This is a genomic window from Leptospira kobayashii (assembly GCF_003114835.2).
Taxonomy (GTDB): domain Bacteria; phylum Spirochaetota; class Leptospiria; order Leptospirales; family Leptospiraceae; genus Leptospira_A; species Leptospira_A kobayashii.
Genome location: NZ_AP025028.1, coordinates 556,145 through 572,326 on the forward strand (window position 1 = coordinate 556,145; position 16,182 = coordinate 572,326).

The following is a 16,182-nucleotide window of genomic DNA, read 5'->3' on the forward strand; positions in this document are numbered from 1 at the left end:
TCTTGAAGAACATTCTTTTTATTTTCATCCTTTTCCTTTGTTTCGGCTTACTTTTCAGTTTTGCTTTTTTCGGGAATTTTCAAACGCTCAAGATTGATTTGAAAGAAGGAATTGAAATTCCAAATCGAATCGGTGAAAAGGTTCGCATCACTGAGGAAGACGATTTCTCCACTTTGGTCTTTTCCGGATTTTTGGACTGCCAGACGGTTTGCGCCACGTCTCTTCCTTGGTTGGAAAAGATCGTTTCCGAAACACAACCAAACAAGGTAAAGGTTATATTTCTGGACTTAAGCGAAACTGAAAATCCTTCCGGTTTGGCGACATTCTCCACCCGATTTCCTCATATCCAAAGAGTGAAACCGGATGCAAAAGAAAGGCATTCGGTTTTGGAGAAATTGAGACTGGTCCGCTCAAATACGAATCATCACTCTTCCCGTTTGTTTATCCACAGGGCAGGCTCCTCCGAAGCGGAGTGGGTAGACCGAGTGGACTCCCGATTTTATACAAATTGGCCCAAGTTAAGGGCAAATTGACACAAAAACTGAAAAAATCCTTGTCCTCTTTTCTTTCTTAGGCCAAAATTAAACTCTAACGGAGTTTTTCCATGTCCCAAGCCACACTCTCTCACTCGAACGGATCGGTCACCCACGTAAGCTCAATCAAAAGTTTTACTCCTTCTGACATCGGCCGCATCATCCCTGCGCAAAAAGCGAAATCCCTGGAACTTCGCCTATCGACTGCTAAAGAACGAATTACGAAGTTAAAAAAACTAAAAAACGTCATATTCAAATACCAAACTGAAATCCAAAAAGCGCTCCACGCCGATTTTCATAAATCGGCCAGAGAAGTGGATATTTCTGAGATCCTTCCTACGATCGGTGAAATCAACGACGCGATCAAACATGTGAAGTCTTGGATGAGACCCGTGAACGTAAGTACTCCGATCACTCTTCTCGGATCAGTAAGTAAAATCGTTTACGAACCGAAAGGAGTGTGTCTTATCATCGCTCCTTGGAATTATCCGTTTCATTTGGCTGTGGCACCGATTGCAGCAGCCATCGCTGCGGGAAATACAATCGTTCTCAAGCCTTCCGAATTCACTCCGAATACCGCAGCGATCATTAAAACAATGTTAGCTGAGATCTTTCAGGAAAATGAAGTGGCTGTTTTTGAAGGGGATGTGTCCGTATCGACCGCTCTTTTGGAACAACCTTTCGATCATATCTTTTTTACTGGCTCCACTCCGGTAGGTAAAGTGGTGATGGAAGCAGCCGCAAAACATTTAACAACTGTTACGTTGGAGTTGGGTGGTAAGTCGCCTACGATCGTTGCGGACGATGCCGATTTGAAACTTGCAGCAGAACGAATCATGTGGGGGAAATTTTTAAACGCAGGTCAGACCTGTGTTGCTCCCGACTATGTTTTGATTCCAAAGGCAAAAGTAGACAAATTCGTATCTTTTGCAAAAGAAGCGACTGAAAAATACTTTAAGTCCAAAGAAGACAAGTTTGCTGAAAATCCGGATTTTTGCAGGATCATCAATTCCAAAAACTTCGGAAGAGTTTCTTCTTATATTGATGAGGCGGTGAAAAAAGGTGCAAAGGTCGCTTTCGGTGGAAAATTAAAGGCCGATGAGAATTTTATCGCACCTACGATTTTGACTGATGTCCCTTTGGATGCAAAAATCATGGAGGATGAAATCTTCGGGCCGCTTCTTCCTATCGTCACCTATGATCATTTAGACGATGCGATCAAAATCATCAATGACAAACCGAAACCGCTTGCGCTCTATATCTTCAGTGATAAGGCAAAGACCGCAAAATACATTTTGAACCGTACAAGCGCCGGGGGATCGGTGATCAATGATGTGATTTTGCATTTGGTAAATTCGAATTTACCTTTTGGAGGCATCAATCATTCCGGTCACGGAAGTTACCATGGGCTTTTCGGCTTCAAGGCATTCTCTCACGAGAGATCCGTGCTTCAAACTCCCAAACTTTCCATAGTAAAACTGATGTATCCGCCTTATACCGGTTTTGTGAAAATGATTGTGGATTCTACTACGAGATTTTTTGTATAATTCGAAATCACTTTAGCTGAAAGCCATATATTGAATTGGGAATTTCTTTTTAATATATGGCTTTTTCTTTCTTCCGTTTCTCCTCCTTAATTTGATAAATATCAATTTCTAATATTCGAATTAAAATAAGACTAAGTAAGATGGGATTTGATCTTGGATTCCATCATGGAATCCGATTCACCTCTTTATATCGAAGAACTGAGAAATACTTGGAAAAGTAAGCCGTTTTCTTTGGGAATTCCCATCATTGATTTGCAACATATCTGGTTGGTAAATATCATCATCAAACTCGAGTTTGCCTTATCCGATTTAAACCGCCCTACCTCTGCTTCGGATATCAAAACATCTTTCAATGAAGCACTAGACTATGTATCCGAACATTTTGCTTTGGAAGAAAATATTCTGGAGCATTTCAACTATCCGAAACTTGAGGAACATATCAGAGGACATAGACGATTTGTAGAAAAATTGATTGAGAAATTTCATAGTTCGGATGAGACGGAAGTGGCAGCTTTAGGTTTGCTTCAAATTCTGAAGAAATGGCTGTTCCAACACATTCTGCATGATGACAGGGAATATGCGGAATACTTTACGGAAGAGTCAGTCAATCTGAAACAATACTGTAACGAATTATTGAAATCAGGCAAGTTTCCTATTTCCAAAGCCCAGTTTCTCCTCTACCAAAATATAAGCACTTTGATCGAAGCGGATCAATTGGAACCGACCCAAACGAAAAGTATTGTTCATGATATTCAGAATATCTGGAAAACATACAACCTCGCGACGAATATTCCCATCATCGATCTGCAACATATTTGGCTATTGAAGATGATCGTAGAATTGGATCGTTCTTTGAAACTGGGGGATCATGAGTCTGAGGTTTTTCAAAAAGTAGTCACATTGGCGATTGAATACACTCAAGTGCACTTCGACGTGGAGGAAAAGATCATGCGATATTTCCGGTTTACCGATGTGATCTCTCACATGAATCAGCACAAACGGTTTATCGAATTCGTAAAGTTACGTTATGATCAATATAAAAAAGGAGATCCTTTTGCAGCCACGCATCTGGTCCAAGACTTGAAAAATTGGTTATTATCCCATATTGCCTTTGAGGATAAAAAGATAGGACTGAGTTTACAACATAGAATTCGGGAGATTTTGGAATTCACAAAAAAGCTTCATTCCAGAGGAGAAGTTGAGATTTCGACGGACCAACAGAATCTATACAAAGCGATTGTCCAGGAGCCTTTTGCTTAAGTCTTAGAGAAAGGGTAAAGTTTTTCCAAAAGGAAGGACAAATCCCCTTTCTTTCGATTCTTTTTCATTTGCCATCCTGTTTTTTATGAAAAATCCTGTAATTCATCTATGGAATACGAAGTTATCATCGGGTTGGAAGTCCACGTTCAGCTCAATACGAACTCTAAAATTTTTTCTACCGCAACCAACGAATTCGGCGGTTCTCCCAATACTCATATTTCCACACTCTGCGTGGCACTTCCCGGCACTTTGCCGGTGTTAAATGAAGTCGTTTTGGAAAAGGCCGTTCGTGCCGGGCTTGCTCTCGGATGTGACATCACCCAATTTACGAAATTCGACCGCAAAAATTATTTTTATCCCGATCTTCCGAAAGGTTATCAGATTTCCCAGTTTGACAAGCCTTATGCGACAAAGGGTGGGCTTCATGTGAAATGGAAAGGTCAGTCGGAAGAAAAATTCATTCCCCTGACCCGCATTCATATGGAAGAGGATGCAGGAAAACTCATCCACTCCCACGATCCTTCGATTCATCATTCTTACGTGGATTACAATCGCGCAGGTACTCCTTTGATTGAAATCGTTTCAGAACCTGATATGCGTTCTTCGGAAGAGGCTTATGCCTATCTGAACGAATTGAAAACCATTCTTCGTTATGTACAAGTTTCGGATTGTAACATGGAAGAGGGATCTCTTCGATGCGATGCGAACGTTTCCATTCGCCCTATCGGGGAAAAGGGATTCCGCACCAGAGTGGAAATCAAAAACCTGAATTCATTCAAAGCCGTAAAACAAGCGATAGATTATGAAGTGGAATGGCAAAAAGATCAGTATTCGCGCAATCAAACCTTTGTTCAAATGACAAAACTTTGGGATGCCACTCTTCTTAAAACCATTCCCATGCGGACCAAAGAAATGAGCCATGATTACCGTTATTTTCCGGAACCGGATCTTCCTGCATTGGAAATCAGTGATCAGTACATTGATGACATTCGAAAGACATTGCCGGAACTACCTCGTGCTAAGAAGGAAAGATATATCAGAGATCTCGGACTACCGGAATATGATGCGGAAGTCCTCACCAGCGAACGAGAGATAGCTGAGTATTTCGAAAAGTCTCTGGAAATATCCAAAGATGCTAAAAAAACATCCAACTGGGTAAAAGACGAAGTGCTGGGAATTGTAAACAAAGAAAATATTTCCATAAGTGAATTTAGCGTCGGTCCGGATCGTATCGGAAAGTTAGTTGCTCTGATCAATTCAGGTGAGATCACAGGGAAAATAGCTAAAACCATTTTCGAAGATATGCTAACTTCTACGGATTCTCCCGAAAAGATCGTAGAATCCAAAGGTTTGAAAGTAGTTCGGGACGACAAGGCATTGGAAGAAATCATTGTTCGTGTGATCGCCTCTCAGCCCGAATCCGTCGAAGCTTGGAATAACGGCAAAGATCGCGCGCTTGGCGCAATCGTCGGAGCTGTTATGAAAGAGACTAAGGGAAAGGCGGATCCTAAGCTTGCCAATGAACTGATTCTTGCCAAGCTCGGGCCTTTGGGAGAAAAGAAAAAAGTCTAATATTCCAATTTTACCTTATGCACCGAGCCAAAGTCGATTTTGGCTTGGAATGCATCTTTGTATTCCAAGTTTTGCAATTGGCATAGTATCGCACGAATGGAGCCTGAGTGACAAACAATGATTAGTTGGTCAATCGGGCTTTTTCTTTTTTCTTCTTCCTCTTTTCGTTTGATTCCTTCTTTTCCCCAGTCTTTGAGAAATGCATTCGTTCTTTCTATCACGTCTGTGAATGCTTCTCCGTTAGGAGTCTTTTGATTTACGAAATCCTTCATCCAGGCAAGGGTTTCTTTTTTAGGAATGGAATCCCAAAGTTTTCCGTCCCAGTCTCCGAAATCCATCTCCTGAACCCGTTCTTCAATTTGTAATTCAGGATGAATTGAATTTTTTTCCAAATGAAGAAAGGAAAGTTCCTTGGCAAGTGCTTGCGCACGAGGAGCCGGACTCACAATCATCAGAGGAATTTGATTCGGTAAATCGTTTATTGTTTGTTTTGCGGTTTCGATTGCCGGATTCAAGAGAGGAAAATCCACTCTACCGTAACAAGTTCCCTTGGGGGCCGAGGTCTCCGGATGACGAACTAAATAGAGATCCATAAGAAAGCCCCCCATATCCAAACCAATGTTTCCATTCCTTGTTGAACAGCTCCCAGACAATCTCCCGTAAATCCGTCGATCCACTTTCTCATTAGAGTAGAAAAATACATCCTTACCAGAAAACAAGGAATAAAGATCAAAAGAAACAAAGGCGAAAAATAACTTAAAGCAAGGAGCGGTCCAAGACCAGCGATTGCAGAAAATGAAAATTGTCCTAGTGTCATGCTTTTTGCCATCGGCTTCGCATAACCTTCGTCTTTCGCGTAATCGTGCGTTAAAAAGAAACTTAAAGAGACGAATCTGCTGAACGAATGGGCCGTGATAAAGAATAGCCAGGTTTGCAGTATAAAAATCCATTCCTCGGAAAATAAACTCTTCGCAGTTTCCAGGGAAGTGAATAGAATCTGGAAATGAAATATCCCGTCTAAAATCTCCAACGATTTATAGCCGGCTGCTACTTTCAAAAGTAGAAGCAGACTTAACCCCGCCGCTCCGAAACTGCCTACACGACTGTCTTTCATAATACGCAAGATGTCTTCTCGCTTCCATCCGCCTCCGATCCCATCGCAAAAATCGGAGAATCCGTCTTCATGAAAACATCCGGTGAGTATGACGAGAAGTCCTGTGCTGAGTATAAATGCTACTAAGCTTCCGAAAAATATCTGAAAGATAAAAAAGGCAACAAACCCGATACTCCCCAGAACTATTCCCACGAAAGGAGAGTATTTGATGGAAGTTTCCAACCATTCTTCTTGGAAGCCTACCCATTTAGGAATAGGTAGCCGGGATAAAAACCAGATAGCGATAAAGAATAATCTTAGTTCATGGATCAAATATTTTAAAATGGAACTCATGTTTCTTTTTCGCTGACCTTTGCTTCTCCGAAGGAAGCCATTTCATTTAGAAATTTTACACTGAGTTGCAGGATGGAATATGCGGCAAGTGCACCCGTTCCTTCTCCCAAACGCATTCCTAGTCGCAAAATGGGTGTTACTTGATAGTGGGCGAGAATTTTTTTATGTCCGACTTCTTCCGATTCATGGGAAAAAATACAAAAATCCTTTAAGTTCGGTTCAATCAAGTTTGCGATCGCAAATGCAGCTGTGGCGATGAATCCGTCGACTAAGATCGTTTTCCCGGTTTTTCCTACAGCGAGAAATGCTCCTGCCATCATAGCGATTTCAAAGCCGCCGTACTGAGATAGGATTTCCAGCGGATCCGTAGGGGTTCCTCCTCTCTTAAGAGAAGATTTCAAAACCTCTTGTTTTCTTTCTCTGCCTTCCCGATCCAGACCGGTTCCTTTTCCTACCAGCTCGTCCAAAGGAATTCCGGAGATACAATGATGAATGAGTGATGCGGAAGAAGTGTTTCCTATTCCCATTTCTCCGAATGCAATCACATTCTGAGAATCGGTCGTTTGGGTTCGGATAATCTCATACCCGGTCTCCAAACAAAGAAGAGCCTGTTCCATCGTCATCGCATTCGTTTTGTTAAAGTTAGCTGTTCCGTTTGCAATTTTTTTGACGATTAAGTTCGGATTCTGCATTTCCCATTCGTGATCCACACCTGCATCCACCACTTTCATCGAGAATCCGTGGAAATTGGAAAACACATTGGAACAAGCTCCTCCCGTAAGAAAGTTCTGCACCATCTGCCAGGTTACTTCTTTGGGATAAGCGCTTACCTTTTCATCCGTAATTCCGTGGTCTGCCGCAAATAAATAAAGAACGGGATTTTTCAGTTCGGGGGAGAGAGAGTTTTGAATCAGAGCGATTTGAAGGGCGATCTTTTCCAGCTCTCCCAGAGCGCCTAACGGCTTTGTTTTTTGATCGATCTTTGTTTGGATTTTGGGGGCAAGATCCTTTTCCAAAGGAGGAAAGGAGTATTTCTGTAGAGTCGAAGAGGAATTCATATTTCTTTCTCAGGGTTTTCCGTGAGGGGGGAAAATCGAGAGATATTTCTGGTGCGGCGGAATTTCTTCCTCTGTCCCAGAATCTAGCGATTTTTCCTACTCAATCATCGTTTTTGTCTGTTACTTTTTCCAGAAAAAGTCGTTCCTTACAACCGCACCAATGTCACTATGTCACTTGAGCTATGGAAGATTTCGCCCACCTACACCTTCACACTACCTATTCTATGCTGGATGGAGCCATACGCATCCCCGAGCTGATGAAAAAAGTGAAGGAACTGGGAATGAGCTCGGTTGCCATTACGGATCACGGCAATATGTACGGTGCCATCGAGTTTTACAAGGAAGCTGTCAAACACGATGTCAAACCTATCATCGGTTGCGAATTTTATGTTTCCCCATCCCGGTCTCTTGAAACGGAAATGGATGAGATTGCCGATGGTGGAGCTTATCATATCATCCTACTTGTCAAAAACTCAGTAGGATATCAGAATATTATTAAATTGGCAAGTCGATCCTTTACGGAAGGATTTTATCGCAAACCCAGGATCGATTACGATTTGCTGGAAAGACACAGCGAAGGTTTGGTTTGTCTGACTGCATGTCTTGCCGGTGAAGTCAATCGCAAGATTTTGGAAGGTAAGGAAGACAAAGCTTATGCGTTAGCCGGTAGACTTCATGAAATTTTCCGAAAAGAAGATTTCTATATGGAGATTCAGGATCATGGCATCCCCGAACAAAAGATTGTTGCCGAAACGGTAATGGGTTTTGCCAAACGCACCGGTATTCCTCTCGTTCTTACCAATGACTCCCATTTTTTAACAAGAGATGATAGGGAAGCACAAGATATCTTATTACGCATCGGAATGCGTAAAAACATAGATGATGAGATGCGTTTCGGCTTTAATGAAAACTTTTATGTTAAAAGCCCGAGAGAAATGTTATCTCTTTTTCCGGATCATACTCAAGCGTTTTACAACACTTTGGCGATTCGTGATAAATGTTCACTCGGTTTCCAATTCGGAAATCCTCTGCTTCCTCCTTTCGAAGTTCCTCCCGGATACGACACTGATACTTATCTGGAAAAATTGGTTTGGGACGGAATCGAGAGAAAATACAAAGAAATCACTCCCATCGTCAAGGAAAGAGCGGATTTTGAATTGCAAACTATCCGTAACATGCATTTTGCGGGCTATTTTTTAATTGTTCAAGATTATATCAATTTTGCAAGACACACGGGAATTCCGGTAGGCCCAGGTAGGGGATCGGCCGCAGGTTCCATCATTGCTTATGCACTCGGTATCACGAACGTAGATCCGATTCGTTACAACCTTCTATTCGAAAGATTTTTGAATCCGGATAGAAAGGATATGCCCGATATCGATACGGACTTCTGTGTAGAAAGAAGAGAAGAAGTTATCAATTATATCAAACAGAAATACGGGGAAGATCGTGTAGGCCAGATCATTACCTTCGGTTCTCTCGCTGCGAAAGCCGCCATCAAAGACGTTGCCCGGGTATTCAATGTTCCGTTCTCCGAAGTGAATGAGATGAGCAAACTTTTCCCTAAGAAATTGGGGATTACCATTCAGGAAGCGGTTGATACATCGAAAGATTTGAAAGATTTGGCGGAAAAAACGGATCTTAATAAAAAAGTATTTTCCATCGCACAAAGATTGGAAGGTAACTATCGTCAGGTGGGAAGACATGCCGCAGGGGTCGTGATTTCACCTGTGCCTTTGGAAGAGATCGTTCCTCTTTCCACGGTAAGTGAAGCTGGAAAAGACGGAAGATCCATCGTTACCCAATACGACAAAAACATGTCGGAGCAAGTGGGTCTTATCAAGATGGATATTTTAGGTTTAAAAAACCTAACAACCATTCATCACGCCACCCAAATCATAGAAAGAAGACACGGTATCAAAGTGGATTTGGACAATATCCCGTTGGATGATCCCGCTACATTCAGTCTTTTACGGAAAGCAAACGTTCTGGGTATCTTCCAGTTGGACTCTTCCACGGGTATTCGGGACCTATTTGCAAAAGCACAAGTTCAGAAATTCGAAGAGATTGCCGCCTTACTCGCATTATATCGACCTGGCCCGATGGGATCGGGAATGTTGGACGATTATTTGGACCGTAAGAACGGAAAAATGAAAGTTGTGTTCCCGCATGAAAGTCTTGCGGAAGTATTGTCCGAAACCTACGGAGTCATCGTTTATCAAGAGCAGGTGATGGGGATTTCCAGAATTATGGGTGGATTCTCAGTTGGAGATTCGGACGTTCTTCGTAAAGCGATGGCTAAGAAGGACAAGTCCAAGCTCCCTGCATTGAAAGAAAAATTCGTGGCGGGTGCCACAGAGAAAAAAATCAATTCCAAACTTGCTGTAGAGCTTTTCGAAACTTTGGAAAAATTCGGCGAATACGGATTCAATAAATCACACTCGGTAGCTTATGCATTTGTCACTTATCAAACCGCTTATTTAAAAGCGAATTACGCAATTGAATATATGACTGCGTTACTTTCCGGAGATCATTCCAAAACCACCGACGTAGTAAAATATATCAATAATGCGAAAGAGATGGGAATTCGCATCCTCGGTCCGGATGTAAGGGAATCGGAAGTATCTTTCAAAATTACCGATGATAAAACGGTTCGTTTCGGACTTTCTTCCATCAAAGGGGTGGGGGAGCTTGCCGCGGAAAATATTCTGGCCAACAGGCAAAAGTTAGGTGGCTATGCGACGTTGGATGATTTTGCAAAAGATCTGGATACTAGACTCGCCAATAAAAAAGTTCTCGAAGCACTTGCGCAAGGAGGCGGTTTTGATTCTTTTGGCTATTCCCGAAAATGTATTTTCGAATCTACCGATACCATCCTTTCTTTCGCGCAAAAAAAACAGGCGGAAGAAAAAGAAGGCCAGTTTTCTTTGTTCGGAGCAAGCACTCCCAATTCGGGATTCGATTTAACCCTTCCGAAAAACGCCACCGAATGGGGGTTTGACGAAATTCTCAAACGGGAAAAAGAAATCACCGGTCTGTATCTGTCCGGGCATCCTCTTGATAAATTTACGGAACAATTAAAAAGTCTAAAACCGATCACAATTGAAAGGTTGGAGGACGTTCGCCCCAAATCCAAAGTGGAAATTGCGGGTGTTCTTTCCAAAAAACAGATCAAACTCACTAAGAAAAAAGAAGAATTCATCAACTTTGTGATCGAAGATCAAACCGGCGAGATTGAATGTGTTGCCTTTCCGAGAACATATGCTGACTTTAAACCTCTCTTTATCGATGATAAAACTCTTTTTATCAAAGGTATCCTGGAGCGTGTGGATATGGAAGAGTCGGAACTCAAAGGCCAAATCATCGTCAATCGTGTGGAAGAACTCAACTTGGTTACCATTGAAAGAAAAATGGAAAAGACTCTTCACCTAACTATTGATATGGGAGAGGAAAAAAATAGAGAGATCATTCTTCGTCTGCAATCTATCTTTACAGAACATAGAGGAGATTCCTCCGTATTCTTCCATTTGGTGGGTCTTGCAGGAAACGAGAAAAAAGTTATTCGTGCACATGATCATTTTTCCATTGAAATTACGGATGATTTGATGAATGTTCTATCCGAAATATTGGGCAAAGGCACTGTTCGTTATACCATCGGGGAAGAAGTGAGAGCTTTTGGTTGAGTATGGACCTGAAAGAAGCGATCGGCTTTTTGTGGTTAGGCGCAGGCGGAATTTTTTGTATCGTTTGGTCGATCTCATTCTTAGTTAAACGGGAAGAGAACTCTTCTCTCCGATTTCGTTGGGCCTTTGTTCTTTTTTCCACAGGCTTATGGCTTATCTCAGGCGCTTTCTTTTTTTCCAAATTGTACATTTTGTTTCCGGGAATTACACTGTTCCACATTCCTTTTGTTTTGGCATCGGCACCCGTTCTTTACGAATACTTTGTTTTGTTGGTGCTGGATAAAAAACCGAAACTATCCTTCTTTCTCTATCTTCCCGCGGTGCTTTCCGTTTTACTATTGATTCCTTTTTATCTGAAATCCACAGGAGAACAAATTTTATTTTTTTCTTCTCCACCTTCTTCGGGTTACCAGGCTTCGGTTTTATCTCTCAATCTTGCAATCAAACTGGGGATACTACTGTCGGCAGGATTGTTTCTTTTTAAATACATATTACCATTTGTTAGTTGGGGAATGTTCTTGAAAAAAGGAGGAAGACTGACTCTTGTTTTTTTTCTTCTGATTTGTTTGGATCTTTCGGTCGGCACTTTCGGATTTTTGTTTAAGGTTTCTTTTTTGCGGGAGCTCAGTGCGCTTCTCCTTCCTTTTTTGATGTTCTTTTATTTTATCGCCCGGGAAGTTTGGAAACCTTTTATCTCTCAAGTCAAAGAGGAAATCAAACGATCCAAATATGAAAAATCGAAACTAGTCAATTTGAATATTGAATCGATTAAAGATGAAATACAAAGATTGATGTCGGAGGAACGGATCTATTGCGATGAAGATTTGAATCTGACCCGATTTTCCGAATTGGTAGGTATTCGTCCTCAACAGATGTCGGAACTACTCAATATCCATTTTGAAAAAAGTTTTTTTCATTTTATCAACGACTATCGTATCGCAGAGGCTAAGAAGATTTTACTCGAAGATCCCAAACGATCCGTTCTCTCCATCGCGGACTCGGTCGGATTCAATTCCAAATCCACATTCAATCGGGCTTTTTTGGAGAAAGAAGGAAAGACTCCGACCGAATTCAAAGAAAAGAGTGCGAAGGAATCCTCTAAGACTAAAAGAAAGGTATCATAGAATTCTCTAGGACGATTTTCAAATCATGATCTGTTAAGATAGGAATTCAATCTGACAGGAGATGGTTCCATGCAAAATCTTTTAGAGTTTTATTTAGGTCTCAGAAAAAAATACCCGAATAAACCGGCCTTTGCCACAAAACAAGCCGACAAAACATTTCTTTCCAAATCATATTCCGAATTGATAGAGGATGCCCATAGTTTCAGCGAAGGTTTAGAAGGTATAGAACCGGGGGATAGGATCGCTTTATTTGCTGACAACTGTTATGCTTGGATGGTTTCAAGTATCGGAATTTGTTTTTCCGGTGCGGCCGATGTACCTAGAGCTTCCGATGTTACGGAACAAGATATAGAATACATTCTCAATCATTCCGAATCCAAGATTTTGGTTGTGGAAAATGCAAATGTATTGAAAAAAATCCTTCAAGTTGAATCCAGACTTACTTCTCTGAAAGAAATCATCGTATTGGACGAGTCCGGCTTGAAATCAGGCTCTGTTAAATCAAGTAAGTTCAAATTGCGAAATTTTGCAGATGTGATTGAAAAAGGAAAAGTCGCGAAGTCGAAATCTCCCAAGGCATTGGAAGAGAGAATGAGTCGAATCAAAGGAAATGATCTTTTCACTTTGATTTATACTTCGGGAACAACAGGCGCTCCCAAAGGCGTAATGCTTAGTCATTCCAATATACTTTCTCAAGTGGATTATATGCCGATCAATTTGGAAGAGGATGACCGTGCACTTTCCATTTTGCCCGTTTGGCATATCTTCGAAAGGATATTTGAAATTTTCAGCATGGCAAACGGAGCTTGCACTTATTATACAAATGTTCGTTCCTTGAAAGAAGATTTAGCAATTGTTAAACCTACATTTATGGCATCCGCACCTAGGTTGTGGGAAAGTATTTACGGAGGCATTCAGGGAAATATTTTAAAAGCTTCCACTACCAAAAAATTGTTTTTCTCGATCGCTACGAATCTCGCGAGAACTCATTTTAGAACTCTTCAGATTTTGAAAGGAAGAGATCTGCAGCTTGTGCCGAAGTCTTTTTTCCGAAAGGTATTTGATTTTATCTCCGCACTTTGTCTATTCTTGGTTTCGCTCATACCTTATCTTATATTCGACTCCATTGTTTTATCTAAGATTCGTAAGGCGACCGGAGGAAATTTAAGAGGTTCCGTTTCGGGAGGAGGTGCATTGCCGTTTCATGTGGATGAATTTTTCAATACGATCGGAATTCCCGTTCTGGAAGGTTACGGAATGACGGAAACATCCCCTGTGATCGCAGTGAGAACACCGGACAATCTGGTCGCGGGAACAGTCGGTCCTTTGTACGGAGGCACGGAAATCCGATTGGTGGACTGGAAGACGGGAGAGGTGTTTTTGGATACTACGCGGGGCCTTATAGAATACGGCAGAAAGGGAGAGATACATGTAAATGGTCCTCAAGTGATGCAGGGCTATTTTAAAAACCAGGAAGCTACTTCCAAAGTTATCAAAGACGGTTGGATGAATACCGGTGACTTGGGTATATTTACAGCAAACGGATGTTTGAAGATTGTAGGAAGAACCAAAGAAACCATCGTACTTTTGGGCGGTGAAAATGTGGAGCCTGTTCCGATAGAAGCGAAACTTTTGGAATCCGAACTCATCGACCAATGTATGGTAGTGGGGCAGGATCGTAAGTTTTTATCCGCACTGATCGTTCCCAATATACAGGCGTTATCCGAATATGGAGCTGATCTATCTCAAATTGCAGGAACGACAAAGGTAAAGGAAAAGATAGAAAACGAAGTCAAGGCCAAGATCAATGCGGGGGAAGGATTCAAATCCTTCGAAAGAGTCGTAGAGATATCCGTTTTATCCAAACCGTTCGAAGTCGGAGACGAACTTACCGCCAAACTTTCCTTAAAGAGACACGTGATTACGGAAAAGTATGCAAAAAACATAGATGAGATGTATAAATAAACAGTATTTTCTTTTCTTTCGGATCCCAATACTTCTTTGCGGGGAGTTCTCCCCGCTTTTTGACCTTTGTATTTCGATCCCGCTTAGTTCCCCGAGGCGATCCGGGTCACATTCACACTAAAAGTCCTTTCCGATTTCTGGTCGGAAAAGTCGGAAGCAATCACCTTGATGATATTTTCCCCTGTTTTTAAGTTTAAGATTCCCACCAAATAACGATCCTTAAAGTAAAGGTCGTCAAAACTGAGTCCGTTCGCGGTTTTCCATTTCCCCTTATCAAAATGAATAGAGTCGAAAGATGTTTTTCCCATCGGCTCACCGTTGAAGATATATTCAATATTTCGAATTCCTCTTCGTTGACTATTTTTCACTCCCCCGTCAAACACACTCACGGTCAGTGGAAACGCTTTGGAAACATTGATATTGTCCCCGTCATTGATGTTTGTATAAGTTTCCCCTACGTGAATGAACAGGTTCGCGATTTGAGGGAACATAGTATCTTCTTGCGGGGGAAGGTATGCCAAAGGGTCTAGTAAGGTTTTTCCGAAATCTTTGCCCAAAACAAAATGCAAATGCCCCCCCGTGGAGTGGCCCGTATTTCCGGAGGAACCGATCACTTCCCCGGCTTTTATCTCTATTTTGGATCGGATGTTTTCGTGACGAGAGCCTGCTAGGTGATAATAGCCGCTGATATAACCGTCCTTGTGCGCCACCCAAAGTATATTCCCCGAGCCTCTTTCTTCTTCGAAAGGGTTGTCTTCGCCGTAGCGGGAATAGAGAACATAGCCGCTTTCCAAACTACGCACGGGTTGAAAGACGGAAGAAATATCCAATCCGTTATGAAAATGGTCCTTTCTGGATTCCCCGAAACTACTTGTGATCAGGGAAGGTAGGTCTAAGCCCTGGATCGGCCACTGAAACTTGGGTTTCCCAGCTGTTTGAGAATGAAGTGTTATAAAAAGTACAGAAAACGGTGTTAAAAATAAAAGAAAACTTGCCAGAAGGGCAATCTTTCGAAGACTTCTTTTCATATTTATGAAACTATTCCGATCGGGTTCAAATCAGGAAAGAAGATAATGCCAGCTGTCGCATATTCGAATGAAGAAATCCTAGACATCGTAAAAAAAAGCGGGAAAGGGGAAGAAGCCGCCCTTCGGAAATTTTTTGATATTTTTTCCCAGGACATCTATAACTTTCCGATTCGGGTCTTCCATCTTTCTGAGGATGATGCTTCCGATTATTATATCTATGCATTTGAAAGGCTCAAAACAGGAAAGAGATTCCAGAGTTTCGTCGGCAAATCCAGTTTCAAAACCTGGTTTTTTTCCGTTCTCAGAAACCTTCTCATTGATTGGCAAAGAACCAAACGGGAATTAAAGATACATTCCCTGGGTAAGGTCAATAAAGACGGTAAAGAGTATAACACGATCGAGGACGAACCGGATACCCGCGCCGAACAACAAACGCATGCGATCGATATCTCCGAAAAATTTCAAGCCGCCCTGCAGGAAGTGAAACTGGAAAGTAGAGTTGTATTCAAACTCTCTTTCATTTATTACCTTCATCTAACAGACGAAGAGGTAAAATACATCGCGGAAAAGGCGAATATCTCCACTGTAGATTTGCAAATAGAGATCATGGCTTTAAGGGAAAATCTTTCGGACAAAGAAGAGGACAACCTTCGCAATGAAGACAAAATAACTTCATTATATTTAAATATACTTGATTTAAAGGAACAAAAGAAGACAAAAGCAACTGGTGATTCAATTGAGGCGGCTCATTTGCGGGATCGAATTGATCACTCTCTAAAAAAGAAATACGAACAAAGACGGAAATTGATCGAAAAAAAGCAAAAAGGGCATTTCCTAGTACGCACTCCTTATCGTGAAATATCCCGTATTTTAGGGATATCTGAGGGAGGAGTGAGCGTAACTTTGTTACGAGTAATGGAAAAATTTCAGAAAAATTTTCGAGATTTCGGTGAAGAAAATTGAAA

The 16,182-nt window shown here is 41.6% G+C and carries 12 protein-coding genes; 8 read left to right on the forward strand and 4 right to left on the reverse strand.

Going from position 1 to position 16,182, the window contains the following annotated elements; all coding sequences use genetic code 11:
* The first annotated feature begins 2 nt into the window (after positions 1-2).
* The 4 genes from DI077_RS02615 (at position 3) to gatB (ending at position 4,912) form a co-directional block, all read left to right on the forward strand.
* Positions 3-533: a thioredoxin domain-containing protein gene (locus DI077_RS02615; RefSeq protein WP_109020034.1), complete on the forward strand. Its 531-nt coding sequence runs from the start codon at positions 3-5 to the stop codon at positions 531-533.
* 71 nt (positions 534-604) lie between these two features.
* On the forward strand, positions 605-2,080 hold the full coding sequence (locus DI077_RS02620) for an aldehyde dehydrogenase family protein (protein WP_109020035.1): 1,476 nt from the start codon (positions 605-607) through the stop codon (positions 2,078-2,080).
* A 153-nt stretch (positions 2,081-2,233) separates the two neighbouring features.
* Positions 2,234-3,340, forward strand: coding sequence for a bacteriohemerythrin (locus DI077_RS02625; RefSeq protein WP_242935323.1), 1,107 nt, complete (start codon positions 2,234-2,236; stop codon positions 3,338-3,340).
* 108 nt (positions 3,341-3,448) lie between these two features.
* The gene (gene gatB, locus DI077_RS02630) at positions 3,449-4,912 is read left to right on the forward strand and encodes an Asp-tRNA(Asn)/Glu-tRNA(Gln) amidotransferase subunit GatB (protein WP_109020036.1); all 1,464 of its coding nucleotides are present in this window, start codon (positions 3,449-3,451) and stop codon (positions 4,910-4,912) included.
* On the opposite strand, the gene DI077_RS02635 is transcribed toward gatB, so the two are convergent.
* The 3 genes from DI077_RS02635 to cobT are packed head-to-tail and all read right to left on the reverse strand — an operon-like array spanning position 4,909 to position 7,417.
* Positions 4,909-5,505, reverse strand: a complete 597-nt coding sequence (locus tag DI077_RS02635) for a histidine phosphatase family protein (RefSeq protein WP_109020037.1) — start codon at positions 5,503-5,505, stop codon at positions 4,909-4,911. The genes gatB and DI077_RS02635 overlap by 4 nt on opposite strands.
* Positions 5,490-6,359 carry an adenosylcobinamide-GDP ribazoletransferase gene (locus DI077_RS02640; protein ID WP_109020038.1) on the reverse strand — a complete coding sequence of 290 codons (870 nt, stop codon included), beginning with the start codon at positions 6,357-6,359 and terminating at the stop codon, positions 5,490-5,492. Before DI077_RS02640 ends, DI077_RS02635 begins: the two co-directional genes overlap by 16 nt.
* Complete coding sequence (cobT, locus tag DI077_RS02645) at positions 6,356-7,417, reverse strand: nicotinate-nucleotide--dimethylbenzimidazole phosphoribosyltransferase (RefSeq protein ID WP_109020039.1); 1,062 nt, start codon at positions 7,415-7,417, stop codon at positions 6,356-6,358. The genes DI077_RS02640 and cobT overlap by 4 nt, the downstream gene beginning before the upstream one ends.
* A gap of 182 nt (positions 7,418-7,599) precedes the next feature.
* Here cobT and dnaE point away from each other — a divergent pair, with 182 nt between their 5' ends.
* The 3 genes from dnaE to DI077_RS02660 all read left to right on the forward strand — a co-directional run bounded on the left by dnaE (position 7,600) and on the right by DI077_RS02660 (position 14,189).
* Positions 7,600-11,100, forward strand: a complete 3,501-nt coding sequence (dnaE, locus tag DI077_RS02650) for a DNA polymerase III subunit alpha (protein ID WP_109020040.1) — start codon at positions 7,600-7,602, stop codon at positions 11,098-11,100.
* Positions 11,101-11,102: 2 nt separating this feature from the next.
* On the forward strand, positions 11,103-12,224 hold the full coding sequence (locus DI077_RS02655; protein ID WP_109020041.1) for a helix-turn-helix domain-containing protein: 1,122 nt from the start codon (positions 11,103-11,105) through the stop codon (positions 12,222-12,224).
* 69 nt (positions 12,225-12,293) lie between these two features.
* The gene (locus DI077_RS02660; protein WP_109020042.1) at positions 12,294-14,189 is read left to right on the forward strand and encodes an AMP-dependent synthetase/ligase; all 1,896 of its coding nucleotides are present in this window, start codon (positions 12,294-12,296) and stop codon (positions 14,187-14,189) included.
* Positions 14,190-14,272: 83 nt separating this feature from the next.
* On the opposite strand, the gene DI077_RS02665 is transcribed toward DI077_RS02660, so the two are convergent.
* Positions 14,273-15,217 (reverse strand): M23 family metallopeptidase, encoded by a 945-nt coding sequence (locus DI077_RS02665; RefSeq protein ID WP_109020043.1) that lies wholly within the window; start codon positions 15,215-15,217, stop codon positions 14,273-14,275.
* A 45-nt stretch (positions 15,218-15,262) separates the two neighbouring features.
* Between DI077_RS02665 and DI077_RS02670 the strand changes: the two genes are divergently transcribed.
* Positions 15,263-16,180 carry an RNA polymerase sigma factor gene (locus tag DI077_RS02670; RefSeq protein WP_109020044.1) on the forward strand — a complete coding sequence of 306 codons (918 nt, stop codon included), beginning with the start codon at positions 15,263-15,265 and terminating at the stop codon, positions 16,178-16,180.
* The last annotated feature ends 2 nt before the right edge of the window (positions 16,181-16,182 follow it).